Annotated in this window: 23 protein-coding genes; 9 read left to right on the forward strand and 14 right to left on the reverse strand. The window is 44.2% G+C overall.

Going from position 1 to position 25,131, the window contains the following annotated elements:
* Positions 1 to 8: 8 nt before the first annotated feature.
* The 3 genes from FLP08_RS07550 to FLP08_RS07560 all read right to left on the reverse strand — a co-directional run bounded on the left by FLP08_RS07550 (position 9) and on the right by FLP08_RS07560 (position 3,981).
* A complete protein-coding gene (locus tag FLP08_RS07550; protein ID WP_156275545.1) occupies positions 9 to 1,394 on the reverse strand; it encodes a vanadium-dependent haloperoxidase in 1,386 nt (461 codons plus the stop codon).
* A gap of 260 nt (positions 1,395 to 1,654) precedes the next feature.
* Positions 1,655 to 3,040, reverse strand: a complete 1,386-nt coding sequence (locus FLP08_RS07555; RefSeq protein WP_156275547.1) for a vanadium-dependent haloperoxidase — start codon at positions 3,038 to 3,040, stop codon at positions 1,655 to 1,657.
* A gap of 113 nt (positions 3,041 to 3,153) precedes the next feature.
* Positions 3,154 to 3,981: a helix-turn-helix domain-containing protein gene (locus FLP08_RS07560; protein ID WP_156275549.1), complete on the reverse strand. Its 828-nt coding sequence runs from the start codon at positions 3,979 to 3,981 to the stop codon at positions 3,154 to 3,156.
* A 287-nt stretch (positions 3,982 to 4,268) separates the two neighbouring features.
* Between FLP08_RS07560 and FLP08_RS07565 the strand changes: the two genes are divergently transcribed.
* Positions 4,269 to 5,873 (forward strand): Ig-like domain-containing domain, encoded by a 1,605-nt coding sequence (locus tag FLP08_RS07565; protein ID WP_156275551.1) that lies wholly within the window; start codon positions 4,269 to 4,271, stop codon positions 5,871 to 5,873.
* Here FLP08_RS07565 and FLP08_RS07570 read toward each other — a convergent pair.
* Positions 5,857 to 6,639, reverse strand: a complete 783-nt coding sequence (locus FLP08_RS07570) for an amidohydrolase (protein WP_156275553.1) — start codon at positions 6,637 to 6,639, stop codon at positions 5,857 to 5,859. The genes FLP08_RS07565 and FLP08_RS07570 overlap by 17 nt on opposite strands.
* A 104-nt stretch (positions 6,640 to 6,743) precedes the next feature.
* Here FLP08_RS07570 and FLP08_RS07575 point away from each other — a divergent pair, with 104 nt between their 5' ends.
* Entirely contained in the window at positions 6,744 to 7,247 is a 504-nt protein-coding gene (locus tag FLP08_RS07575; protein ID WP_156275555.1) for a DUF1440 domain-containing protein, read from the forward strand.
* Here the strand turns inward: FLP08_RS07575 and FLP08_RS07580 are convergent, their stop codons facing one another.
* Positions 7,248 to 9,716, reverse strand: a complete 2,469-nt coding sequence (locus FLP08_RS07580; protein WP_156275557.1) for a ligase-associated DNA damage response DEXH box helicase — start codon at positions 9,714 to 9,716, stop codon at positions 7,248 to 7,250.
* Positions 9,717 to 9,774: 58 nt separating this feature from the next.
* Positions 9,775 to 10,473 carry a bestrophin family ion channel gene (locus FLP08_RS07585; RefSeq protein ID WP_162430970.1) on the reverse strand — a complete coding sequence of 233 codons (699 nt, stop codon included), beginning with the start codon at positions 10,471 to 10,473 and terminating at the stop codon, positions 9,775 to 9,777.
* An 80-nt stretch (positions 10,474 to 10,553) separates the two neighbouring features.
* Between FLP08_RS07585 and FLP08_RS07590 the strand changes: the two genes are divergently transcribed.
* Positions 10,554 to 11,609: a hypothetical protein gene (locus tag FLP08_RS07590; protein WP_238388461.1), complete on the forward strand. Its 1,056-nt coding sequence runs from the start codon at positions 10,554 to 10,556 to the stop codon at positions 11,607 to 11,609.
* Positions 11,610 to 11,612: 3 nt separating this feature from the next.
* On the opposite strand, the gene FLP08_RS07595 is transcribed toward FLP08_RS07590, so the two are convergent.
* Positions 11,613 to 13,205 (reverse strand): ATP-dependent DNA ligase, encoded by a 1,593-nt coding sequence (locus FLP08_RS07595; protein WP_156275559.1) that lies wholly within the window; start codon positions 13,203 to 13,205, stop codon positions 11,613 to 11,615.
* The gene (locus FLP08_RS07600) at positions 13,202 to 14,218 is read right to left on the reverse strand and encodes a ligase-associated DNA damage response exonuclease (RefSeq protein WP_156275561.1); all 1,017 of its coding nucleotides are present in this window, start codon (positions 14,216 to 14,218) and stop codon (positions 13,202 to 13,204) included. Before FLP08_RS07600 ends, FLP08_RS07595 begins: the two co-directional genes overlap by 4 nt.
* Positions 14,219 to 14,371: 153 nt before the next feature.
* On the opposite strand from FLP08_RS07600, the gene FLP08_RS07605 reads away from it, so the two are divergent.
* On the forward strand, positions 14,372 to 14,803 hold the full coding sequence (locus tag FLP08_RS07605) for a tellurite resistance TerB family protein (protein WP_156275563.1): 432 nt from the start codon (positions 14,372 to 14,374) through the stop codon (positions 14,801 to 14,803).
* Here FLP08_RS07605 and fbp read toward each other — a convergent pair.
* A complete protein-coding gene (fbp, locus tag FLP08_RS07610; RefSeq protein WP_156275565.1) occupies positions 14,776 to 15,822 on the reverse strand; it encodes a class 1 fructose-bisphosphatase in 1,047 nt (348 codons plus the stop codon). The two genes, FLP08_RS07605 and fbp, sit on opposite strands and share 28 nt — an antisense overlap.
* A gap of 101 nt (positions 15,823 to 15,923) precedes the next feature.
* On the opposite strand from fbp, the gene FLP08_RS07615 reads away from it, so the two are divergent.
* The 5 genes from FLP08_RS07615 to FLP08_RS07635 all read left to right on the forward strand — a co-directional run bounded on the left by FLP08_RS07615 (position 15,924) and on the right by FLP08_RS07635 (position 20,888).
* Positions 15,924 to 16,412, forward strand: coding sequence for a GNAT family N-acetyltransferase (locus FLP08_RS07615; protein WP_156275567.1), 489 nt, complete (start codon positions 15,924 to 15,926; stop codon positions 16,410 to 16,412).
* A 149-nt stretch (positions 16,413 to 16,561) separates the two neighbouring features.
* Positions 16,562 to 17,035 carry a GNAT family N-acetyltransferase gene (locus FLP08_RS07620; protein ID WP_156275569.1) on the forward strand — a complete coding sequence of 158 codons (474 nt, stop codon included), beginning with the start codon at positions 16,562 to 16,564 and terminating at the stop codon, positions 17,033 to 17,035.
* A 2-nt stretch (positions 17,036 to 17,037) separates the two neighbouring features.
* Positions 17,038 to 18,288 (forward strand): aspartate kinase, encoded by a 1,251-nt coding sequence (locus FLP08_RS07625; RefSeq protein WP_162430988.1) that lies wholly within the window; start codon positions 17,038 to 17,040, stop codon positions 18,286 to 18,288.
* A gap of 41 nt (positions 18,289 to 18,329) precedes the next feature.
* Entirely contained in the window at positions 18,330 to 20,135 is a 1,806-nt protein-coding gene (locus FLP08_RS07630) for a GNAT family N-acyltransferase (protein WP_156275573.1), read from the forward strand.
* Between the two features lie 99 nt (positions 20,136 to 20,234).
* Complete coding sequence (locus FLP08_RS07635; RefSeq protein ID WP_156275575.1) at positions 20,235 to 20,888, forward strand: SDR family oxidoreductase; 654 nt, start codon at positions 20,235 to 20,237, stop codon at positions 20,886 to 20,888.
* 187 nt (positions 20,889 to 21,075) lie between these two features.
* On the opposite strand, the gene FLP08_RS07640 is transcribed toward FLP08_RS07635, so the two are convergent.
* The 5 genes from FLP08_RS07640 to FLP08_RS07660 all read right to left on the reverse strand — a co-directional run bounded on the left by FLP08_RS07640 (position 21,076) and on the right by FLP08_RS07660 (position 25,118).
* Entirely contained in the window at positions 21,076 to 21,468 is a 393-nt protein-coding gene (locus FLP08_RS07640) for a VOC family protein (RefSeq protein WP_156275577.1), read from the reverse strand.
* A 4-nt stretch (positions 21,469 to 21,472) separates the two neighbouring features.
* Positions 21,473 to 22,453 carry a 2-hydroxyacid dehydrogenase gene (locus FLP08_RS07645; RefSeq protein WP_156275578.1) on the reverse strand — a complete coding sequence of 327 codons (981 nt, stop codon included), beginning with the start codon at positions 22,451 to 22,453 and terminating at the stop codon, positions 21,473 to 21,475.
* 120 nt (positions 22,454 to 22,573) lie between these two features.
* Positions 22,574 to 23,923: a magnesium transporter gene (gene mgtE / locus FLP08_RS07650; RefSeq protein WP_156275579.1), complete on the reverse strand. Its 1,350-nt coding sequence runs from the start codon at positions 23,921 to 23,923 to the stop codon at positions 22,574 to 22,576.
* On the reverse strand, positions 23,904 to 24,737 hold the full coding sequence (rsmA, locus tag FLP08_RS07655) for a 16S rRNA (adenine(1518)-N(6)/adenine(1519)-N(6))-dimethyltransferase RsmA (protein WP_156275580.1): 834 nt from the start codon (positions 24,735 to 24,737) through the stop codon (positions 23,904 to 23,906). Before rsmA ends, mgtE begins: the two co-directional genes overlap by 20 nt.
* A gap of 72 nt (positions 24,738 to 24,809) precedes the next feature.
* Complete coding sequence (locus tag FLP08_RS07660) at positions 24,810 to 25,118, reverse strand: DUF4286 family protein (protein ID WP_156275582.1); 309 nt, start codon at positions 25,116 to 25,118, stop codon at positions 24,810 to 24,812.
* Positions 25,119 to 25,131: the final 13 nt, after the last annotated feature.

Consider the following 25,131-nt stretch of genomic DNA (forward strand, 5'->3'; position numbering starts at 1 on the left):
TTCTCTAATTAGACCTTCTTCAGCTCCCTTAGATTATTTTCAAAAACATATTTCCCAAGCTCCTTTCCCTGTCTTTCTCCAACCTCTATAGCGTGTCTAAAATGATAGCCGATATAGATCCTGGAAATAGCGGTCTCATAAGACATTTGAGAAAAGCTATTGATATGCCGTTCAACTCCGGGTAAATAATACGGACTGGTCACTTCCAGATCTATATGATCAGAATTGAAATATGCTTTAAAGACCGCTGCAGCAGCACCTCCGGCATAAGCATGGGTAGAAGGATATTCTGCTGTTGGAGGAGTAAAGAAACTAGAGGTCCAGTTTACGTCTCCTACTGTTGCCTCCACCCCATCTGAGTCTCCAGTCCTAATAGCTGTAACTGGTCTCCAGAACCTGTATTGGGCCTTTCCTTCAAAAGAAGCGATATAGGCATCAATGACGGCCATTTCTACCAAGCCAAGTAACCTTGCAGCCTCCCAGCCATCAAGCTTTCTTTTTTCTATAAGGCTCCTGGCTAACCTGTTCATCGAACTGGCATTACTCTCTATCCAGAAGGCACCAATTTCGGTCTGTTCTTCTGTTCTTGCAGGGCAATCTTCACATCCAAGGGCTTTTGTCTCGTTGTAATCCTTCAGATACTCAGCCGAATCTAATGAATAAGGTTCTTCATCCAGGAACTGATCTGACGATTCTATACCAAAAGGGGTAAGGTCGCCCATATTAAAAGCGTAAGCAGCATTCGCCGGCCAGAATGGTCCCGGCCCAACAAAAGGTTCATAATCTACCCTGTATTCTCCGGGCTGGGTTCCTCCGATATAGGTTTGGAAGGTCAGCGGAAAATCCCCCGCTCTTTCTGCAAGCACCGCTGCAGCCGCGGCCTTTCCAATATCAATCCCACGGGTCTTGAGCTCTGAATCTTCCAGTCCTGAGAGAATTGCATCTAATCTACCATTCGCAGCTGCTGCAGAGGCAGGAAACAACTGAATTATCATATCCCTGGCTGCCTGCGAAACTGCAGCATCTGCTATGGTATGTATATTCTTTTTGGTAATTCCACTTGCATCTGTACTCGAATTATCAAGCGCATAGGTTTCATATTTTGGAACCACATTATTTAAAGCATCGTGCATGGCCAGGGTAACCATGGCATAGATCTTAGATTCTGCCGGCAGTGGCATTCTATCGTCAATAGACTGGCTGAATAGCTCGCTCCATTGAACGACCACCTCACTGCTGTAGGAATTGATCATTCCGTTATTGAAGTTCTGGATTGCCTTGGCATCGGCAGAGTTCGGTAAGTCTGGGTCTGTAGAATCTAACTGATCCTTTTCACAGGACCCCAGGCCAAAAAGGATGATAAGTCCTCCTAAAAATTTTAAAGTTGTTTTCATGATTAATGATTTAATTAAACAATTAGTATGACAACGCAGGGATTAATACCATAAAATTGAAGATTTTCCTTCACCGGGTGGTGGTATAAAAACGACATAAAAATGGTCTTTCGGTGTTGCAGGCAGGACGCAATATTGCAGAGTTTGGGCTAAATCAAATTCAAAAATTGAAGTGATTTTAATCCCAGCCAAGCTTAATAGAAATAAAAAAAGGTCCGACCGGGATTAGGGTCGAACCTTTGGTGCAGAGTTTAGAGTAACTAGATCTTCTTAAGTTCTCTTAGATTATTTTCAAAAACGTATTTCCCTAATTTTCTGCCGTGCTTTTCGCCAATTTCTGTTCCATACCTAAACTCGTGCCCAAGGTAGATTCCGTAAATCCCTTTTTCATGGGCCATATCTGAAAAGGTCTTAAGATGCCTGGTCACCCCGGGTGAGGTATATGGACTGGTAACATCCATATTCAACTGGTCACTATGGAAGAATGATCTTAAAATTTCGGCTACTGCTCCTCCACTATAAGCAGAAGTTTGCGGAAATTGCGGGTTAGGTGGGGTTGGCAGTACAGAAGTCCAGGAAGCATCTCCTGCAGTGGCATCATTTCCATCGGCATCTGCAGCCCTGATAGCCGTAACGGGACGCCAGTATTTAAAGTGCCACTTCTCTTTAAATGAAGCAATATAAGCGTCCATTACAGACATTTGTACAAGCCCGGCTAACCTGGCAGCCTCCCAGCCATCCAGCTTCCTCTCTGCGATCAAACTCCTGGTAAGCCTGTTCATTGCACTGGAAGAGGTTTCTACCCAGAACAAGCCTATTTCAGTTTGTTCTGCTGTTCTCGTGGGGCAGGCCAGACAACCCAGCAGTTTCACTTCGTTAAAATCTGCCGCATAGGCGCTTGAAGTAACAGGATAAGGCGCTTCCTCTATAAACTGATCTGCAGATTCTATTCCGAAGGGCTCAAGCTCCCCTATATTCTGCCCGAATACGGCATTATTAGGCCAGATTGGATTAGCTACAGCATAAGGCATATAGTTGGCCTGATATTCCCCGGGTGCAGAACCCTCGGTATAGGATGACCAACCAAGTGGAAAATCACCAGATCTTTTAGCAATTACCGCTGCCGCGGCGGCACTTCCAATAGCCACCCCTCTATCCCTGAGATCTGATTCTTCGATTCCTGAAAGTATCTCTCCAAGCCTGGCATTGGCAGCAGCTGCTGAAGGCGGGAATAATTGTACCAGCATATCTCTTGCGGCCTGGGAAACCGCGGCATCTGCTATAGACTTGATGTTCTTTTTGGAGATACCACTGGCATCTACCCCGGAGTTATCAAGGCCATAGGTTTCATATTTTGGAACCACGTTGTTGAGGGCGTCGTGAATCGCCAGGCCTATCATGGCGTAAATACGCACTTCTAAGGGTTGTGGTAAACGCTGATCTAAATTCTGGCTGGTTATTTCGTACCACTGCAAAACTACTTCGTTGCTGTAAGAATTGATCATTCCGTTATTGAAGTTCTGGATCGCCTTGGCATCTGCCGAAAAAGACAGGTTTGTATCCCCAGGTTCTATTGCATCTTTTTCACAGCTCCCCAGAACGAACAGGATCATAAATCCTCCTAAAAATCTTAATGTTGTTTCCATGATTAATGAATTAATTAAACAAATAGTGTGACAACGCAGGGATTGACCTTATAAATTTGGTAGATTTCACGGGATATATGGTGGTAAGAAACCGACATTCTGTAGGCCATTTTTTAGGTTAATCCAAGCACTCGTTCCAGAGATCTCGATTCTTCGTTAAGAAAATTCCTGGGAGTGGTGCCGGCAAAATCCTTATAATCTTTCACCAGGTGCTGGTAATCGTGATAACCACAGTAAAGGGATACATCAAGCCAGTTTGGACAAAGGTCCCGAAGAGTCATCTGATAGGATTGATTGAATCTTGAGATCCTCGAAAAAGTTTTAGGGCTCACCCCTATATATTCATTCGATTTTCTTTCGAACTGCCTGGGAGACCAGCAGGCTTCCCGGGAAAGATATTCAAGACTATATTTCCTGCTATTCTGGGCGATAAGTTCAAAAACTTTGTCGGAGGGCCTTTTATTGATCTTTGGATTGCGGATAAGCTCCAGGAGAAATGTTTCCAGGAGCCGGATCATCTCCTCGTAGCAATCTGTTCCGCTTAAACTGTTATTCAATTCACGTGCTCTTCTCGGGTAAATTGATTCCAGATCTATAAAACTGTTAGTTAATAGATAAAATGGAATACCCGTTAGCCGGTGAAGAGCTCCTGGCTTGAATCCTACCGAAAGGAGCAAGAAATCATTTTCCAGGCTGCTACGGTCTATCCTATGAGTAAACTGCCCTACCAGGACCGATCTGGGTCTCTTTATTTCTTTATTCTCTTCGGAATCATTGTCAATTTCTGCACCTCGCGGATAAAAAACCATGCATTGTTCAGGCTGTGGCGGATAGGGCTTGGGAAAAACCTCTAGATTAGGTGGAATCACAAAATGACTTATCCGGTACAGGCTGACGTAATCCTGTAAAGCAGATGAAGGATAAACACTTTTGAAAATCATTTCCAGACCTGGTCATTTCAACACCAGTATTTTCAGTATAAAATTAATTAAAAACCAGATTCACAGGCAAATACCAATTGTTAATTATCTATCATATTTTACTGAAAAACAGTTCTTTACAAATTTATCCTTATTGGTAAATTAGTTTCAAAGTAAGAGTATTCTAAGGCTGTAATGTCCTATAAAAAAGTACTGAAAGTGACCTGAAAATAGCCGATTGACTACTAAGCTTTGCTTTGTAATTCAAAATAATTGTTTCTTTGCTAAAAGTTTTCAGTTTTTAGCTTATGAACAAAAGGATTCCCGGATTCGTAATCGTATTGGTCTTGATTCTTACCATGGTGCAATGTGCCAAAAAGGGGATGCCAGAGGGAGGTCCCATAGATGAGGAACCGCCAAAATTCTTAAGGGCAAATCCCGAAAACTATTCTACCAACTTCGATGAGGACGAAATCCGTATTTATTTTGATGAGTATATCAAGCTGGATAAACCTCAGCAACAGATAATTATTTCGCCTCCCATGGACCCGAAACCGAATATCATGCCCCTGGGAACCGCCAGGAAAGATATCAAGATCGAAATTTTCGACACCCTGGAAGAAAATACCACCTATACCATCAATTTTGGCCGAAGCATAGTAGATAATAATGAATCCAATCCCTACGATTATTTCAAATATATTTTTTCGACCGGGAACTATATAGATTCATTAATGGTCACCGGAACTGTTAAGGATGCTAAATTAAAGGCTCCCTCAGAACCGGTATCGGTCATGCTTTACGAAATAGATTCCAGCTTTACAGATTCTATTGTTTACAAGAAAACCCCGAGATACGTTACCTATTCCCAGGATTCTACCTTCACCTTTTCACTGGAGAATCTAAAGGCCGGTACTTATCGCATGGTGGGGATCATGGATAAAAACGATAATTACCTGTTCAATCCTAAAAAGGAAAAAATAGGCTTTATTGCAGATAATGTGACCATCCCGACAGACAGCACTTATGAGATCGTTGTTTTTAAGGAAGAACTGGAATTTGAACCTAAGCGGCCGGCCTATTTCAAAGGCAACCAGATCTTATTTGGATATGAAGGTTCTCCTGAGCTGGACAGCCTTAGCATAAATCTTCTTACGCCGAAACCGGAAGGATTTACTTCCCGCATCGTTAAAGATCCCAAAACCGATAGTCTTTATTATTGGTATAATAAGCAACCGGAAACCGACAGCCTGAGCTTTGAAATTAAAACCCCTAGAACCAGGGATACCTTATTTGTGAGGCTGGGTACTCTGGATAGGGATTCCTTAAGCGTAAATGCGGAAACAGGCGGCATCAGCAAAGATTTTAAATTCAAGGCCAACACCCCGATCGTGGACCATAAGAAAGAATTCATCTCTATAATGGATAAGGACTCCACCGCGGTAGATTTCACCACAGAATTTTATCCGCTAAAGAATGAAGTGGTACTGAAATTCGACAAGACACCAGACAATATTTACGAGGTGACCGCCCTGCCGGGAGCCATCACAGACCTTTTCGAGGAGACCAACGATACACTGATAAATAGCCTACGGACCAAAAAACTGGCAGATTACGGAACCATTATCCTGAATATCCAGAATCTCGAAAGCTTTCCCGTGATCGTACAGTTAACCGATACCAAAGGCGAGGTGATCGAAGAGCAATACTCAGAAGGTTCCAGCAGCTTCCGCTTCAGATTTCTGAATCCAGGGAACTTCCTGGTAAGAGTGATCCAGGACAAGAATGAGAACAGGAAATGGGATACCGGCGACTACCTTAAGCAGCGACAGCCCGAAAAGATCAGGTATTTTTCAGATACCCTGGAAGTAAGAGCCAACTGGGATATCAACGAGTCTATTCGTCTAGACTAAATTTATCACGGTCCTGCAGGAATTTCATCTTGCTCCTGGTTTCCAGCATGCTTTGCCTGTCCAGGCTTAGTTCTGCCGTGAATTCATCTTCCCTGTTCAGCTCGGTTAGAGGTTTTCCCAGGGAATCATAGGCTATGGAATGCCCGTTATAGACATATCCATCCCCGTCTTTCCCGGTCCTGTTAAGCCCCACACAGTAAGCCATATTTTCTATAGCGCGAGCCTTTAATAGGGCATCCCAGGCTTCGACCCTTTTCTGCGGCCAGTTGGCAACATAGATTAGCAGGTCGTAATCTACCGTATTTCTTGCCCAGACAGGGAATCTAAGATCATAACATACCAGTGGACATATCTTCCAGCCTTTATAATCCACGATTAGACGTTCTTTACCGCCGGTGTAGGTCTCATCTTCCTTGGCCAGGGTAAAAGTGTGGCGTTTATCATAAAGTTTATAACTGCCATCTGGAAATACGAAGAAAAGGCGGTTATAATATTTTCCGTTTTCAGTAATGATCACGCTCCCGGTGATCGCACTATCTTTAATCCTGGCATTTTCACGCAGCCAGGCCAGGGTCTCGGCCTCGGTCTCTTCGGCAAGGTTTTCGGCATTCATACTAAAGCCCGTGGTGAACATTTCCGGAAGAATAATAAGCTCAACCTCATTGGAGATCTCGTTGATCTTCTCAGAAAAAAGTTTACGATTCGCTTCAGCATCTTCCCATTTAAGGTCTGGCTGAATAAAAGCTATGTTTAGTTTTTCGCTCATATTCAAAAATATCAAATTTGAAGGAGCAATGCCAAATGCATGTTAAATGATTGGACAAAACAAGCCGAATAAATAGTTTTAATGAAGCTAAAAAAGAACATATTATGAGCGTGAGTACTTTTCTAAAGAAGGATAACTATATGTCTAATACCAGCCGCAGCCTTATCTCGGGCTTCGTTGGCGGGCTTGCCGGCTCTGCCGTAAAAAGCCTTATTGAACAGTTTCTCCCGGTTAGAAAAATTGAACAACGCTCTGCCCAGATCAAGATCGTGGACGACCTTTCCACCAAGATCACCGGGACGCCCATAAGCACCCAAAACGAAGCTATTGCTGAACAACTGGTAAACCTGCCTGTAGGAGGTTCACTAGGCGCTGCCTATGGCTACGGAAAAAAGGATCGCTTAGGTCTAAGGCCGACGGACGGGGTTATTTTTGGCGCTACCACCTGGGCCTCTACCCACGAGACCTCGCTACCTATTCTCGGGCTGGAACCCAAACCTACAGATGTACCAGTTAGGATGCAGTTCAATGAACTTTTCGCCCATGTGGCCTTTGGACTAACCACCGAGCTGGTAAGGCATTACCTCGAAAAACAACTAAGGGAATAATCACTTCTCCAGCTGTTCCAGCATCCTCTTTATCCTGTCTTCAATTTTTTCTGAAGAAAGCTTTTCCCTTAACCTGTCGGTAATTATCGGGAAGGAAAAGGGAGTTGGTTTTTCACATTTTCTCCAGACGATCTTCTGAGCAGCGATCCGTTCCAGCGAAAGTCTTAAACGGCCTTCTTCCAGCTGGTGTTCAAAAGTTTCCCGGAACGCCTGCTGATATAAAAGATTATCATCTTCATAGTCCCTGAAAACGCTGAAAAGCAGTTGCGAATTAGACTGAAGATGCTTGCTTTTTACCAGTTTGTTGGGATAACCGGTAAATACGAGGCCTGAAACCACGGCAATATCACGGAATTTGCGCCGCGCCATTTCGGTTGCGTTCAGACTCTTATAGAGATCGTCCATTAAATATTCTGAAGTAAAAAGGTTATTATCCAGTACCTGCTGCATATCTATCTCTTGATCTGATAGTAATTCGAAACCATAATCATTGAAGGCTATGGAAAAACTGATGGGCGACAGTAGACTTATACGGTAAGCCAGCAGGCTTCCCAGGGCTTCATGCACGAACCGGCCTTCGAACGGGTAAAAAATAGCGTGGTAACCTTCCCGGGTTTTGAAAGTCTCTATCAGGAATTCATCGCTTTTAGGGATGATGGATTCCTTTTGCTGTCTTTCAAATATGGGCTTCAGAGAGATTAGTTCTCGTGAAGTTTCCCTGCGCTCCTCCAGAGTTGCGGCATTATACATTTCTTCCCTAAGCAGTTCACTCATCTGCGCTGAAAAGGTCATCCTGCCACCCATCCAGCTGGGAACCTTGGAAGTCTTTTTTGATGACTTTTTTACCAGTACCTGCATGTTCTTTATTCTCACCAGCTCCAGGTTCCTGCCCGCAAAGGTGAACACATCGCCGGGATTTAGCTTGGAAATGAACCACTCTTCGATGGTTCCTATATAACCGCCTTTCATATATTTAACGCTCAGCATGGCATCACTTACAATGGTCCCTATCTGAAGCCTGTGTCGCATGGCCACCCCGCGTTTGTTGATCTTGAACCTGCCATCCTCCTCAATTTCCACTTTTTTGTACTCATCGTAAGCCTGCAGGCTCTGGCTCCCCTTGGTAATAAAATTCAGGATCCAAAGCCATTCTTCCTCGGTAATTCCCTGGAAGCAGAAGGTCGAAGCGATCTCGGGAAAAATCTCTTTAGGATAGAACCCATCTGAAACCGCTAGGGTATTAAGGTATTGTACCAGCACATCATAGCTCATCAAATATGGGACCCTGTCTTCCACCGCCTTCTTGACCACCGCTTTTTGCAGGGCAGAGGCTTCAATAAGCTCAATGGCATGGGTAGGCAGGAAATAGATAAGGCTTACTTTTCCCGGTTGATGGCCGCTACGCCCTGCCCTTTGTAAAAACCTGGCCACACCTTTAGGTCCGCCTATCTGGACAATGGTTTCCACAGGAGCGAAATCCACACCAAGGTCCAGGCTGGAAGTACAAACCACCGCCTTTAAACTCTCATTCCTTATCGCCTGCTCCACCCATAAACGGGTCTCCTTGTTTATACTTCCGTGGTGCATGGCCACCTCACCGGCAAATTCGGGATATTTGGCCATTAGCTTCTGAAACCAGATCTCGCATTGCGACCTGGTATTGGTAAAAAGTAAAGTGGTTCTTGAGCTTTTAATGATAGGCACAACCTCATCGATAAGATGCAAACCCAGGTGCCCCCTCCACGGAAATTTCTCCATTTTGTCTGGAATGATAGACTTCACCTCGATCTTCTTATTGAGATTGGCCTTTACCATTACTGAATTCTTTAGGGCTTGAGAATTAGGCCCCAGCAAGACTTCCCTCGCCTGTTCCAGGTTACCGATGGTTGCCGAGATCCCCCAGATACGCAGGTCTTTGGAAACAGTCTTAAGGCGGGATAATCCCAATTCTACCTGCACGCCTCTTTTTGAGCCCAGCAATTCATGCCACTCATCTACCACCACGGCCTGTAAATTCTTGAACATTTTCTTATAGTCCTTGGAAGACAGCAGGAGGTGCAGACTTTCGGGAGTGGTAATAAGCAGGTCTGGCATGGATTTTTTCTGGGCGGCTCTTTCCTTCTGGGTGGTATCACCGGTCCTTATTCCAACCGATAAATGGGCTCCCATTCCTTCGGCAAACCTTTTCGCTGCCTGTTCTATCTCTACTGAAAGCGCCCTTAAAGGTGTGATCCAGATCGCTTTTAATCCTTTTTTATGCTTGGTTTTATAGTCGGGATTTTTTTTAATGTAGTCTAACACAATGGGCACCCAAAGTCCATACGTCTTACCGCTACCGGTGGGCGCATTCAGCAAACCGTTCTTTTTCTGCAGGTAAGCTTTCCAGGTATCTTTCTGAAATTTGAATGGTTTCCAGTCATTTTCAGCAAACCAGGTTTCGGCGAGCTTTATAAGTTCAGCCCTGTTCAAAATCCAGAGGGTATTTTATTCATGATAAAACTTGGGTACATCTATAGTCAATGAGGCATTAACGCTCTATTTTAAAGTTATTGAGATTGATATCGTCCATCCCGATATTATCAAAAGGATATTCAAGCTGATTCTGGATATTATACAAAGAGATTAGAATAAACTGGGTTAATAAAACTATAAAATAAGCCACCCAGTCTGCCCCCTGCATACCTAGATTATAAATAATGGTGGGTGCATAAATGAATGGAAATATATAGATGAAGATCTCACAATAGGCCATAAGACTAATGGGCGTCCTATGGGAATGTATCGCGTGCAGGTTCTCGATACATTCATGCATATCTTTCATGTATTTGAAGATGCGATCTTTTAGCTTGGTTGGAATAAGCTCTCCCTCATCCAGCACGTACTTATATACCTTATGGGAATTCTCGTCCAGGCGTTTAATGTCATTGTCACGCATGGCCAGATGCTGCAGGGTTTTGTTATTGATCTCAACCAGCATTTTTTCGGCTTCATCTTTTTGTTCCTGGGTCAGGTCGTCACTGCTTAGCAGAAAATACTTCACCGTTTTTACCGCGCAAATAAAATCACTCAGATGCTCCAGGGCCTTCTCCCTTCGTTTGAAGGAGCCTCGAATGGTAAATACCAGCGGAAAGATAATGGCAATACTAAGCAGGGTAAGGTCCACATTGAAGTTGAGCCCGAACCTAAGACACAGGAAAGTGATCAAAGCTGAAATAAGCAAGGTCACGAACGTCCTGTAATTAATTATGGAGAAATACTTTCTAATGATCTGATTTTTAATATTTTAGATAAATATATGCCAATATTATGGATAAGCGAACTATCCTTTTAATTCTGATTCAGGTTTCATCCTTTTTCACCTCTTACGCACAGGAAGTTAAGGAACAGTCTTTCCCTGCGGAATATGAACTATTTCAGAATGAGGGGATCATGAACATTTCGCTTAGATACTCTAATAAAGATATTAAAAAAGACACCAACGATTCCACCTATATTTATACTTACCTGAAATATGAAAACCTAGATCATGCCTGGGATTCACTCGAAGTAAGGCTGCGCCGCCGCGGAAATTTCCGTCTAGAGCATTGTTATTATGCTCCTTTAAAGGTCAAGATCAAAAAGAAGGAATCTAAAGACACCCCTTTTGAAAGTCACAAGAACCTGAAAATGGTACTGCCCTGCCTGATCCAACGGGACATGAACGATAATGTGATCAAGGAATACCTTGCTTACAAGCTTTATGAAGTGGTATCTCCGTATCATTTCAAGACCAGGCTGACTAACCTGAAATACGAGGAATTAAGAAGCAATAAGACCAAGATCCACGAAGTCATGGCCTTTTTTATTGAAGACGATAAACATGTGGCCGAGCGGATAGGCGGTAAGGTGATCGAATCTAACATACATCCCATGAACCATAACGCCAGGGAATCGGTGCGCAACTCTTTTTTTCAATTCATGATCGGCAATACAGATTTCTCGAACGCTTACCAGCATAATTCCAAACTTATTTTCCGCGAAGGTGAGATCATTCCCATACCCTATGATTTTGATATGGCCGGAATGGTGAATACCAGTTATGCCACGGTTTCCCAGATAAATAATGAAAAACTAAGCATAGAAAGGGTGACCCAAAGAATGTATCGTGGCTTCCAGCGGGAACCTAAACTTTTTCACGAGGTAAGGCTCGAATTTCTGAATAATCGACCTGCCTTGTTAAAGGCAATCCAGGACTGTGAGCAGCTGTTTGAAGATGATAAAGAGTACTTTTCGACTTTGCTGTTTATTGAAGAGTTCTTCCAGATCCTTAACGACGAAGAGAAGTTCGAAACCGAGATCCTGGCCATGGCGAGGAGAAAATAGCTGCTATGGGATCAGGGCTTTGAGGTCTTCCAGGGTATTGGCCTCCTCGATCTTCTTATCGGTTCGCCAGCGTAAGATCCTGGGGAACCTGGTCGCCACACCGCTCTTATGTCTTTTAGATTCTGCGATGCCCTCGAAAGCGATCTCGAAAACATGATGCGGGGTGACACTTCTTACGGGCCCGAACCTTTCCAGTGTATTCTTCTTTATCCAGGCATCCAGTTGCCGGAATTCCTTATCGGTTAGGCCGGAATAAGCTTTGGCAAAGGTTACCAGTTCCTCCTTTTCACTATCCCAAAGACCGAAGGTATAATCTGTAAAAAGGTTGCTTCGGCGGCCATGACCTCGCATAGCATAAGTAAGCACGGCGTCTATGGTAAGCGGGTCTACCTTCCATTTCCACCAGTCGCCTTTCTTCCTACCTACGAGGTAAGGTGAATCCAGTCTTTTCAGCATAAGACCTTCAGATTTTACTTCACGGGAATTTTCCCTTTCCCGGGCGGCTTCTTCCCAGTTTTTGAACTGTATGGTTTCAGATAAATGCAAGGGCAGTTCTTCAGATTGTACCTCGTGATATAATTTTTCAAGTATTTCCCTGCGCTTCCCAAAAGCGGTATCCCTGATGTCCTCTCCTTCCCATTCCAGGATATCGTATGCCTTGAGGATAACCGGTGTCTTTTTTAATAATTTCTTGGTGACGTTCTTTCGGCCTATCCTGGTTTGCAGGTCCTTAAAAGTTCCTATTTCGCCTTTTGGAAATGGGAGGATTTCACCATCTATCACCGTGCCGTTGGGAATGGCTTCAACAAAAGCCTCGAACTCGGGATACTTATCGGTTACCAGCTCTTCGCCTCGGCTCCACACAAAAAGCTCGTCATTCCTTATGATCACCTGAGACCTGATGCCGTCCCATTTATGCTCAGCGCTCCACTCTGAAACATCTCCCAGTTCTTCAGGCTCATCTTCTATCGCGTATGCCAGGTAAAAAGGATAGGGCTTGGAAAGGAAATCCTCTTGGTTTTCTTCGAGAATAAGTTTATTAAAGCTGATCTTCGACGGCTCCCAGTTTCCCATAAGTTTATAGGCCAGGATGTCCTCGTCGATATCAGTTGCCTTGGAAAGGGCCCTGGTCATTAGTTTCTGGCTTACCCCGATGCGGAAACTTCCCGTGATTAGCTTGGTGAAAACAAATCGCTCGTAATAATTAAGGTTAAGCCAGTTCTCAAACAGGTATTCCTTTTTCTCCTCTTCCGGCTTTTTTTTGAGCTCAATGATCTCGTGCAGGAACTGGTTAAGGCTTTTTTCTGTAGATTCTTCTGAAGGTGGAATCACCAGCGCAATGGTTTCGGCAAGGTCTCCCACGATATGGTAGGATTCCTCGAAAAGCCACAAGGGAATTTTAGCAAGCTCTGAAGCCCATTCACGCATAAGGGTTGTATTCACCGGCCTCGGGGGGCGTCTATGACTAAGAATGGCAATGGTCCAGACCTTATCTTTTGGTGGCGCGATCCTGAAATATTCAGTGAGCGCGGCCACTTTAAGTGTGGTCTTATTGGTACTGTCCAGGGTTTTTATAAGATCTGCAAATGCCTTCATTCCTTTTCTTTTTCAGCTTCCATCTGCCCGGTTTCACCTTCGTACTGGGTTTCCTCGGTTCTCGCGTCATATCCCTGCTCCCTTAGGAACCTGGAAAATATATCGGTATACCCATGGGTACAGATCACTTTTTCGCAACCGGTTTCTTTAATAGAGGTGAGCAAGCCCTGCCAATCACAATGATCGCTTAATACGAATCCCTTGTCTATGGCCCTTCTCCTGCGAGCGCCGCGAAAGGTCATCCATCCGCTGGCTGAAGCAGTGACATAAGGCACCATTTTTTTGATCCAGGTAGTGCCGTGTGCGCTTCCCGGCGCCAGGACAATATTGCCTTTTATTTCGTCTTTTTTGGTTTCGCGAGTTATGCGTATAGTCTCAGGGAAATCCATCTGATCGCGCAGAACCTCGGTCATGTTTTCAATGGCTCCATGCGTATAGATTTTGCCAATAGAAGTATCCAGGTGTTTTAATAAGCGTTGCGCCTTCCCCAGGGAATAACCGAATAATACCGAGGTCCTTCCATCCTCCTGGTTCTGCTGCCACCAGTTGTTGATATCTTCGAATACCTGCTTCTGGGGAGTCCACTTAAAGGCGGGAAGTCCAAAAGTACATTCGGTAATGAAGGTATCACAATTCACCGGCTCGTAGGGCACCGCTACGCCGTCATCTTCGGTCTTATAATCGCCGGTAAAGACCCAGACCTCGCCCTTATGCTCTACCCTAATCTGCGAAGAACCTATGATATGGCCGGCAGGATGCAGCGAAAATTTCACGCCGTTTATAGTGAAGCTTTCATTCCATTCTTTTCCTGTAACCTGAATTTCCCCTAGCCTATGCCTTATAATTGGAACGTTGCTGTGATGGGTGATATATTTCTTGTGCCCCCAGCGGGAATGATCGGCATGCCCATGAGAAATAATGGCCTTATCTACCGGCCTCCAGGGATCCAGATAGACATCTGCCGCCTCGCAATAGATTCCTTTATCGTTAAATACCAGTAAGGGTGTTTTCATATTTACATAGAAGAAAAAGGAATTTAAATAATAGATATAGGAACCGAAAAGGATTAAGAAAAGATTAGCGATTGCCGAAGCTTAATTTAGCCATGCTTTGGTACTAAAAACTTGCCTGTTTAACTATATTTGTAGTATAAAACCAGTACAAGAATGTCCTTTTCAGATTTATTTGGCTCGGGAGAGCACCTTCGAAATCTTAGCCATTTCGCCTCTATTGTCAACCTTGCAGCCGTTGATGGAGAAATTAATGAAGACGAAGAACTTCTATTGAAGCGATTCGCCAGGAAACTTGATATTAGTCAGGAAGAGTACGATAAGGTGCTTGAAAACCCTAAGGCTTTTCCGCTTTCGTCTTATAACAGTATCGAAAGAAGACTAGAACGCCTGCACGACCTTTTCAAGATCATCTTTGCAGACCATATCATAGACGACGAGGAGACAGAACTTATCAAGAAATACGCGATTGGTCTTGGTTTCTCAAGCCAGGCTTCTGAAGGTATCATTAAAAGATCCATACAGATCTTCAGCGGGCAGCTAAGTTTTGACGATTACCGTTATTTACTTGAAAAGGAGAACGACTGAGCCTGACCTTTAGCTTCAGCTTTTGCCATAAATTCCTCAGCTTTTTCAACCATTTTCCTGCTTCCGCAGAAAAAAGGCACACGCTGGTGTAATTCTGTAGGCTGGATATCCAGTATCCTTTTAAAGCCGTCACTGGCCTTACCCCCGGCCTGTTCCGTAAGGAAAGCCATGGGATTGCATTCGTAAAGGAGCCTGAGCTTACCGCTGTTGTTCTTGGAGCTTTTTGGGTACATAAAGATGCCACCCTTGATCATATTGCGATGAATATCTGAAACCATCGAACCTATATACCTGGAGGTATAAGGGCGGTCACCCTCTTCTTCCTGGCAATACTTGATATAGTCTTTCACACCCTGCGGGAAATGTATATAGTTCCCCTCGTTGATGGAATAGATTCGACCTTCCTCAGGAAATTTCATGTCTGGATGAGAAAGGTACCAGGAACCCAGAGCAGGGTTCAGCGTAAAACCATTCACGCCGCAACCAGTGGTATATACCAGCATGGTAGAGGTCCCATAAATAATATACCCGGCCGCAACCTGTTTATTTCCCGGTTGCAGAAAATCTTCCTGCTGCACAGGAGTTCCCACAGGTGTTACTCTTTTATAAATTGAAAAGATCGTACCTACCGAAACGTTTACGTCTATATTCGAGCTGCCATCCAGCGGATCCATCAAAACCACGTACTTGTTCTGGTGATCGCCTTTATGCCCCTCGATCTGGATAAAATCGTCATTTTCTTCAGAAGCTATTCCGCAAACGATCTCCCTGTTGGTAAGCGTCTGAATGAATTTATTATTGGCATAAACATCCAGTTTTTGCTGGTCTTCACCCTGAACGTTGGTTTCGCCATAAGCCCCGATAATATCCACCAGTCCGGCCTTGTTAACCTCGTGGTTCACCACTTTGGCGGCAAGTCTTAAGGAATTGATCAATCTGGAAAGCTCTCCTGAAGAACCGGGAAAATCTGCCTGATTTTCGATGATAAATTCTCCAAGGCTCTGGTTTGGCTTAGGCATGGTTAAAGTGAATTTGACGGCTAAAATATTAAAATTTAAACTTACTACAACGTTTTCGTTGACAATAGTACTATTGTTTATTTTTGTCTAAAACTTTTTAGATGGAAATTAACATACGTGAGGCGCGCAAGGAAGATATGAAAGAGGTTCTAAGCCTCATCAATGAACTGGCTGTTTTTGAAAAGGAGCCGGAGGCGGTGATCATAGACGAAAATGACCTTATTCGCGACGGTTTTGGAGAGAACCCTGCCTTTCACTGTTTCGTGGGAGAGATCGATGGTAAAATTGAAGGCATGGCGCTGGTTTACTTCAGGTATTCCACCTGGAAGGGTAAAACGGTACACCTGGAAGACCTTATCGTAAGAGAGGAATTTCGCGGGAAGGGGCTTGGATCTGCTCTCTATACTGAGGTGATCAAATATGCCAAAGACCAGAAGGTAAAACGTACCGAATGGGTAGTACTTAACTGGAACAAGGATGCAGCAGATTTTTACCGAAGAACCGGTGCCGAGGTGATGGAAGTGTGGGACACCGTACAAATGGACGAGCAGGCCATGCATGAATATCTGGAAAATAAAGGTATCCTTTAAGACCGTATTAATAAGGATGTGAATATCAATCCTTATTTTTGTTAAAGATCGTGGATAATGAAAGGAGCCATAAAAGCATTCTTAATCTAAAAGATTGGATCATTGGCGAATTACATTTGACCGATTAAAAACCAAAAAAACAGAAACAAATGAAATATACTATTAGAGAAGCCAGGAGAGAAGATATGGATGATGTTCTTGAACTCATCAAAGAACTCGCGGAACACGAAAACCATCTGGACGACGTTGAAGTAAGCGTAGCCGATCTTGAAAAAGAAGGCTTCGATAATGGCAATTTTAAATGCTTTGTAGCCGATGTAGAAGGAAAGATAGAAGGAATGGCGCTGGTATATTTCAGATTCTCAACCTGGAAAGGAAGAACGGTTCACCTGGAAGACCTTATTGTTCGTGAAAAGATGCGCGGCACAGGTCTAGGTGGGGCACTTTACCAGCAGGTAGTAAAATACGGTCACGAGCACGGCGTAAAGCGAATAGAATGGGTGGTTTCTGAAGGTAACCGGAACGCGATCGAGTTTTATGAAAATACCGGAGCCGAGATCAAGGAAAGCTGGAAAACCGTACATATGGAAGAAAGCGGAATACAAAAAAATATAGGAGAATAGTGATCAAAGTTTACAAGTTTGGTGGCGCATCTGTAAAGGATGCCGAAGGAGTTAAAAATCTGATCAAAGTACTTAATGAAACCGGCAGCGAGAATAAACTAATCGTCGTTTCGGCTATGGGGAAGACCACCAACGCGCTGGAAGTGGTGGTAAAGGATTACCTGAGCTCTTTCAGGATCCCGACCAGTCTTAAGGAGGTTAAGGATTATCATTTGGCGATCGCCGAAGAACTTTTTCCAGACAACCGGGCGTCGATCTTCGAAACCATTAATTCGCAATTCACCGAACTCGAGAACTTTTTACAACATAACAGGTCTAAGCAATACGATTTTGTGTACGACCAGATAGTTTCTTACGGGGAATTGATCTCCACCTCTATCGTAAGCGCTTATCTTAATTCTCAACATTTAGAAGCCAACTGGGTAGATGCCCGGGATCTTATAAAAACCGACAGCACATATCGTGATGCCCAGGTGAACTGGACCAAGACCCAGGACCGCATACAAAAGAGAATAGATCCAAAAAAACTTAATATCACCCAGGGTTTCATTGCTTCAGATCCCAATAATTTTACGACCACGCTGGGACGGGAGGGTTCAGATTATTCTGCCGCTATCCTGGCCTACTGTCTTAATGCTGAAAATGTGACCATCTGGAAAGATGTGCCAGGAGTTCTAAACGCCGATCCGCGTTATTTCAACAAAGCCGAACTGCTTAACCAGATCTCTTATGAAGAGGCCATCGAACTTGCATTTTACGGGGCTTCTGTAATTCACCCCAAAACCCTTCAGCCTTTACAGAGAAAAGAGATCCCTCTTTTTGTAAGATCATTTATCGATCCTAAGGGTGAAGGAACTGCGGTGAGCAAGGGGAAAACCCTTTTCCCGGAAATCCCCTGTTTTATCGTAAAAAAAGAGCAGGTTTTGATCTCCCTGTCTTCCCGGGATTTCTCTTTTATGGTAGAAGAGAATATTTCAGAGATCTTTAAACTCTTCCATCAATACCAGATGAAGGTAGACCTTATTCAGAATTCTGCGATCAGCTTCAGGGTGTGTGTAGACAATAAGTTCAACCAGCTGGAAAAGCTTATCCAGCACCTTAAGGCCAGGTACAAGGTAGATTATAAGACCGGGGTTTCCCTGTACACCATCAGACATTTCAACCAGTCCGCGATCAATGAGCTGGAAAAGGATAAAAACGTGCTTCTGAAACAGCTTACCCAGAACACTATGCAACTAGTTGCCGAAAACTAAATTTTGATTTCTTATTTTTGATTGAACTAAACCAATCAATCATGGGAATCGTTAGTGCCAAAGAAGTAGCCAATGTTATGAACCTTCGTAAGTTTGGCTTCCTGGGAACCGGAATTGGCTGGCTTGTCCTGCAGACCACGAAACTTTCCCGAATCAACAAGGAATACGACAAACGCAAGAACCTGAAGGGTACAGATTTCATTGAATCCATCCTGAAGGAATTCGAAATAGATTACGAGATCCCCGAAAAGGACCTGAAAAGGATCCCTAAGGAAGGACCTTTTATCACCATTTCTAACCACCCTCTTGGAGGAATAGATGGGATGATCCTGATGAAGCTGGTCCTGGAAAAACGACCGGATTACAAGGTGATCGCCAATTTTCTCCTGCATAGACTAGACCCGCTTCGACCATACATCCTTCCGGTAAATCCTTTTGAAGATCATAAGGAAGCGAAATCCAGCCTGGGCGGAATGAAAAATGCGCTCCAACACCTCAAGGAAGGAAACGCATTAGGCATCTTTCCTGCCGGTGAGGTTTCTACTTATCGCGATAAAAAGATGATCGTGGACCGGCCCTGGGAGCCCTCGGCCATGAAACTGATACAAAGATCTAAGGTGCCGGTGGTCCCCATTTATTTTCATGCGAAGAACAGCCTGTTCTTCTACCGCCTGGCCTCTTTCAGCGATGTGCTTAGAACGGCAAAGTTACCCAGTGAAATGCTAAGCCAGCGAAAACGTAAGATCAAGGTAAGAGTTGGTCATCCAATTTCTGTGGAAGACCAGCAGGAGCATTCTAACCTGGAAGCCTACACCGCCTTTCTGCGCCGTAAAACCTATATGCTGGCCAATGTATTTGAAAAGAAGAAACTATTAGGAAGTCTGCCCAAAAAGATCAAGATCCCGCGCTCGCCGAAACAGATCGCCGAGGAGACCAATTCAGAACTCATGAAGATCGAGGTGGATAATTGCCGGAAAATGGACAAACGTCTCCTGCAGAGCAAGAATTACGAGGTTTTCCTGGCCAAACGCGAGGTGATCCCTAACATCCTGAACGAGATTGGAAGGTTGCGCGAGATCACTTTCCGGGAAGTAGGCGAAGGAACCAATAACAGCATAGACCTGGATAAGTTCGATGAATATTATCATCACCTTTTTCTCTGGGATAACGAAGCCGAAAAGATAGCCGGGGCCTACAGAATGGGAATGGGCAACGAGATCTACGCCAATCATGGCATTGACGGTTTCTACCTGCAGGACCTTTTCAGGTTCGAGCCGGAACTGCATAAAATGATGAGCCAGTCCATAGAAATGGGCAGAGCCTTTATCATCAAGGAATATCAGCAAAAACCCATGCCCCTGTTCCTGCTTTGGAAAGGGATCGTGCACTGCACCCTGAGGTTCCCCGAGCATAATTATCTTATTGGCGGGGTTACCATTAGTGACAAGTTCAGTAATTTCTCAAAGTCTCTCATGATCGAGTTCATGAAGTCCAATTATTACGATCCTTATGTCGCCCAATATGTAAGGCCTAAAAAGGAATTCAAGGTCAAACTGGAGGATGCCGATAAAGACCTGGTTTTCGACGAAAGCGAGGCCGATCTTAACAAGTTCGACAAGATCATCGACGAGCTGGAGACCGAAAACCTGCGCCTGCCCGTACTTATCAAAAAATACATCAAGCAGAACGCCAAGGTCGTCGCTTTTAATGTGGATCCATTGTTCAACGATGCCGTAGATGGATTAATGTACATTAGGATCGCCGATCTTCCCGAAAGTACCGTGAAACCGGTGATGGAAGAATTTCAGAAAGAACTGGAAGAAAGAGCCGGTGCATTCGGCAAATAGGCTTGCCATTGTTAAGATACTGTTATTAGTGGCTTCTGACTGGGTAATGTTTGACAAGCTTCTTATCTTGTTTCAAGCAATAAAATAGAAGAAAAAACTATGGAAAATATATTGATAGCCGGCGCGACCGGTCATACAGGAAAAAGAGTGATCGAAATTCTTAATAGTTCTGAAAATTTCAATCCGTTAGCGCTTATCAGGAAAGAAGAGCAAAGACAGCAATTTGAAGACATGGAAGTGGAGGCCGTTATGGGTGACCTTGAAGGCGATGTGAGCCACACCATGAAAGGAATAGACAAAGTGATCTTCGCTGCGGGTTCGGGAAGTAAAACAGGCCCGGACAAGACCGATGCGGTAGACCGCGATGGAGCTAAAAAACTGATCGACGCGGCTAAAAAAGCCAAGGTGAAAAAGTTCGTGATGCTAAGTTCCATGGGAGCAGACGACCCTTCCAAGAACGAAGACCTGAGGCATTACCTGGAAGCCAAACAGGAAGCTGACGAATACCTTAGGGAAAGTGGTCTTAACTATACTATCGTTAGGCCAGGAGCCCTTACCGACGATCTTGGCCTTGCCAAGGTGAAGGTTGCCAAAGAAACCCTTAATGAACGTGGGGAAATCTCCAGAGACGATGTCGCCTTTATTCTGGTTATGTCACTGGCAGATCCACTGGTTAAAAATGTAACTTTTGAATGTATCGAAGGGGAAGAACCTATAAAATCTGCCTTGATAGAGCTTAGCCAGCTAGGTTAATAGGCATAATAATATATAATAAAAGGCTACTTAAAAATAAACGTCATCCTGAACTTGTTTCAGGATCTCATCAAAGAGAAGCTGAAACAAGTTCAGCTTGACGGAAATGATTTTTTAGTAGCCTTTTTATTTTTTGAGATTAAACGAGGCTTCGACTGCACTCAGTCTTACAATTCACCTAAGAGATTTACTGATCCTTGAAAACCTTATCTACCGGCTCCCAGAGCTCGATCTTGTTTCCTTCAGGATCCATGATCCATCCAAACTTCCCATACTCGTAGGTTTCCATCTCTCCAACCACCTTTACTCCTTCTTCTTTCAGGGTCTTCAGCAATTCTTCAAGGTTTTCCACCCTGAAGTTCATCATAAATGGTTTTTCGGAAGGCTTATAATAATCGGTATCCTCGTTCATCGGGCTCCATTGAGTCGAGCAGTCATTTCCTTCCTTATCCTTCCACCAGAAGGTACAGCCATATTGGTCTGTATTTAACCCTAAATGCCGGTTATACCAGCTTTTTACATTATCAGGATCTTTTGCCTTAAAGAAAAATCCGCCTAAACCTGTAACCCTATTTTTCATAATTCTAATTTTTATCGCCTTCACCAAACTCGGCAATGATCTTATCTGCGATCACCGTAGCCAGGCCTTTATGAGATTCAACCGTCCAACCTGCCACGTGTGGGCTAAGTAAGGTGTGAGGCATGAACATGAGTTCCCTTAATGCTTCCGGGATTGGATCTGCCGCACTTATGGATACATTCTTTTTGTTGCCGAAAAGGCTTTCGAAAGAAGATTTCTCATATTCCAGCACGTCCAGGCCTGCACCCAATACTTTTTCCTCTTTAAGGGCTTCTACCAGGTCTGCGGTGACCACGCATTTACCCCTGGCAGTATTGATTAGCCAGAATGGTTTTTTGAATTTTGAGATAAACTCCTTATTGATCATCTGATTAGTATCCTCGGTTAAGGGAGTGTGCAGGCTTACCACGTCGGCCTTTTCGAAAAATTCGTCATAGTCTACCTGCCGGGCGTTGTCATCACCTATCCCGTCTTTGATATCATAGAAGATAGTGTCTACCTCAAAACCCCGAAGCTTTTTGGCAAAAGCCTTCCCCATATTTCCATAACCGATGATGCCCACGGTCTTTCCATCCAGCTCTACACCTCGATTTTCCTCTCGGTGCCACAGGCCTTCACGAACCTCTTTATCGGCTTTGTTCAACCGGTTGAAAAGGGATAATAACATTCCAAGGGCATGTTCCCCAACGGCGTTCATATTCCCTTCCGGCGCCGAAAATAGTTTGATGCCTCTCTCCCGGGCGTAGTCCACATCTATACTTTCAAGGCCTGCACCAACCCTGGCAATGAATTTAAGGTTAGGGGCCGCATCTATAAATTCACGGTCTATCTTGTAACGGCTTCTAATCACGATGCCGTCGTATAAATGCTGGTTTTGCAAGGTCTCCTCCCTGCTTTGTTCGTATCCTTCAATATTATGATGTCCTGCCTCCGCCAGTTTTTTCATCAAGCTTGGATGATTGGTATCGGCATGTAGAATGATCATTGTTCTCTCTTTTTCAGATTAATATAAAAATAGCTTTTCCGCTTCAATAAATGCTTATCGAAAAACGGACCTACAAAGATAAAGAATGATATGGGTACCCGAAAAAATCGGGAACTGTTTCTAAAAACCGAGGATGGTCTTGGCCAGGTAAAAGAATATAAAGATCCCGAAAATATCATTACTGGTGGTAATAAAAGGACCGGTAGCGATGGCCGGGTCTATACCCTGTTTGTCCAGAATGATGGGAACGAAAGTACCAATAAGTGCGGCGATGATGATCACCGTGATCAGGGCCAGGGCTATGGTAAAGCTCACAATTTGTGGCTGGCCTACTATAAAGCCAAATATTACGACCAGGATACCTAAAACCACCCCGTTTATGAGCGTAAGACCTATCTCTTTCAGAAGTCGGTTAAAGAGACTGCCCCGAAGATTATCGTTGGCAAGTCCCTGCACGATGATCGCGCTGGATTGCACCCCCACATTACCCGCCATTGCGGCGATAAGCGGGGTAAAAAAGAAGAGTTCCACGTAATTAGCGAGGGCTTCCTCAAAACCTTTCATAACATAGACGGCTCCAAGACCACCAAAAAGTCCCAGGATCAGCCAGGGTAAACGGGCGCGGGTAAGCCTCCAGATACTATCATCTGCCTCGACATCTTCAGAGATACCAGCAGCCATCTGGTAATCCTTTTCAGCTTCCTCCTTGATAAAGTCTACGATATCATCAATGGTGATACGCCCCACCAGGCGTCCCATTTCATCGACAACGGGAATGGCTTCCAGGTCATACTTCTGCATGATACGGGCCACTTCTTCCCCTTCGGTGTGCACATTCACGTAATCTACACTAGGGATGTAAATATCGCTGATATTGGCATCGCTCGATGCAGTAAGCAAATCTTTCAGGGAAAGTCTTCCTTTTAGCTTGTTCTTGTCATCTACCACGTAGATAGAATGTACCCGGGTAACATTTTCGGCCTGTTTGCGCATTTCGGTCATGCAACCGGTAACACTCCAGTTCTCGCTTACCTTTACCAGCTCCTTCGCCATTAAACCACCGGCAGAATTCTCGTCATACCTCAACAGCTCCACGATATCATCGGCGTGCTGCTCATCGGTGATTTCAGAAATTACATCCTGCTGTAGTTCAAGGGAAAGTTCAGAGATGATATCGGCCGCGTCATCGGTATCCATCTCGTTAAGCTCATCGGCGATCTCCTTTGGCGAAAGACCTTCCAGGATGCGTTCCCGGCGATCTTCTTCCAGCTCCATAAGAGCCTCTGCCGTTTGCTCACTATTAAGAAGCTTTACAATGTAAGTGGCTTCTTCAACATCAAGCTCGGTAAGAATTTCAGCAATATCGGCATGGTGCACCTCTTCCAGGTGCAGCAGGATCTCCTCATCTTTCCTTTCTTCAATGAGGTATCTTATCTTGTCGATTAATTCATCACTTAGCTGAAATTGCATACGGCTCAATTTTTTGGGTCAGTTCAATAAACTGCTGGAAACTGAGTTGTTCCGGCCGAAGGCCAAAGATAGCATCTTCCCTTAAATTATCGGGAAGATTAAGAGTTTTTAAACTGTTCCGCAGGGTTTTCCTGCGCTGATTAAAGGCGGTTTTCACCACCCGGAAAAATAATTTTTCATTACAGTCCAGGCTAAAATTTTCCTTTCTTTTCAACCTAAGCACCCCGCTGTCCACTTTTGGTGGCGGATTAAATACTGAAGGCGGAACCGTAAAAAGATATTCGGCCTCATAGAAAGCCTGGGTGAGCACGCTTAAAATTCCGTAAGTCTTATTTCCTTCTTTTTCGCAGATCCTTTTGGCTACTTCTTTCTGAAACATCCCCGAAAACTCCGGGATCTGGTCCCGCATCTCCAGGACCTTGAATACGATCTGGGTTGAGATATTATAAGGAAAGTTACCTATGATGGCGAATTGCTCATCCCTGAAGATCTGCCCAAGGTCGTGCTTAAGGAAATCCTTTTCGTGTATCCGCCCCCTTAAATGCAGGTAATGACTTTCCAGGTATTCCACGCTTTCGGTATCTATCTCTATCACGTGCACCTCGGTATCTTTTTCCAGAAGATACTTGGTAAGCACTCCCATCCCCGGGCCTATTTCCAAGACCTTATCATAACCTTCAAAACTCAGGGTGTCTGCGATCTTTGAGGCAATATTCTCATCGGTAAGAAAATGTTGTCCCAGGTGCTTTTTGGCCCTTACGTCCTGGTTATCCTTCTTGGAAGGTTTATTGAATGAAGGCTTGTATTTTTTCATAGGGGATTTTTAAGGATTAAAGATAACAGGCAGCCTGCAACCTTTATTTTTTTAGAGAGATTAGTCAGTGGCCTACTGCTCAGAGATCACTTCCAGCTCGGTCCTAAAGGCCACGAACTTACCTTCAAAGGGCTTCGACCTGGCCCTCAGATCATCAGCATCTTCAGAATAATAGCGCTCCAGCATTTCCTTGCTTTCTGCGGTATACTGTACCGAATAGGTGATCCCGCCCATAGGCTCCTTTACCATCACTTTGGTCATTAGGGCCCTGGTGAATTTTTTGGTATCCAGCATATCTGGAATATGCTCCTCTTTCATCCACTTTACCCATTTATCATGAATATCCTCCTGAACGTTTATAGTGACGTTATATATGATCATTGCGAAAGTTAAT

This window comes from Christiangramia aestuarii (genome assembly GCF_009735585.1).
GTDB lineage: Bacteria > Bacteroidota > Bacteroidia > Flavobacteriales > Flavobacteriaceae > Christiangramia > Christiangramia aestuarii.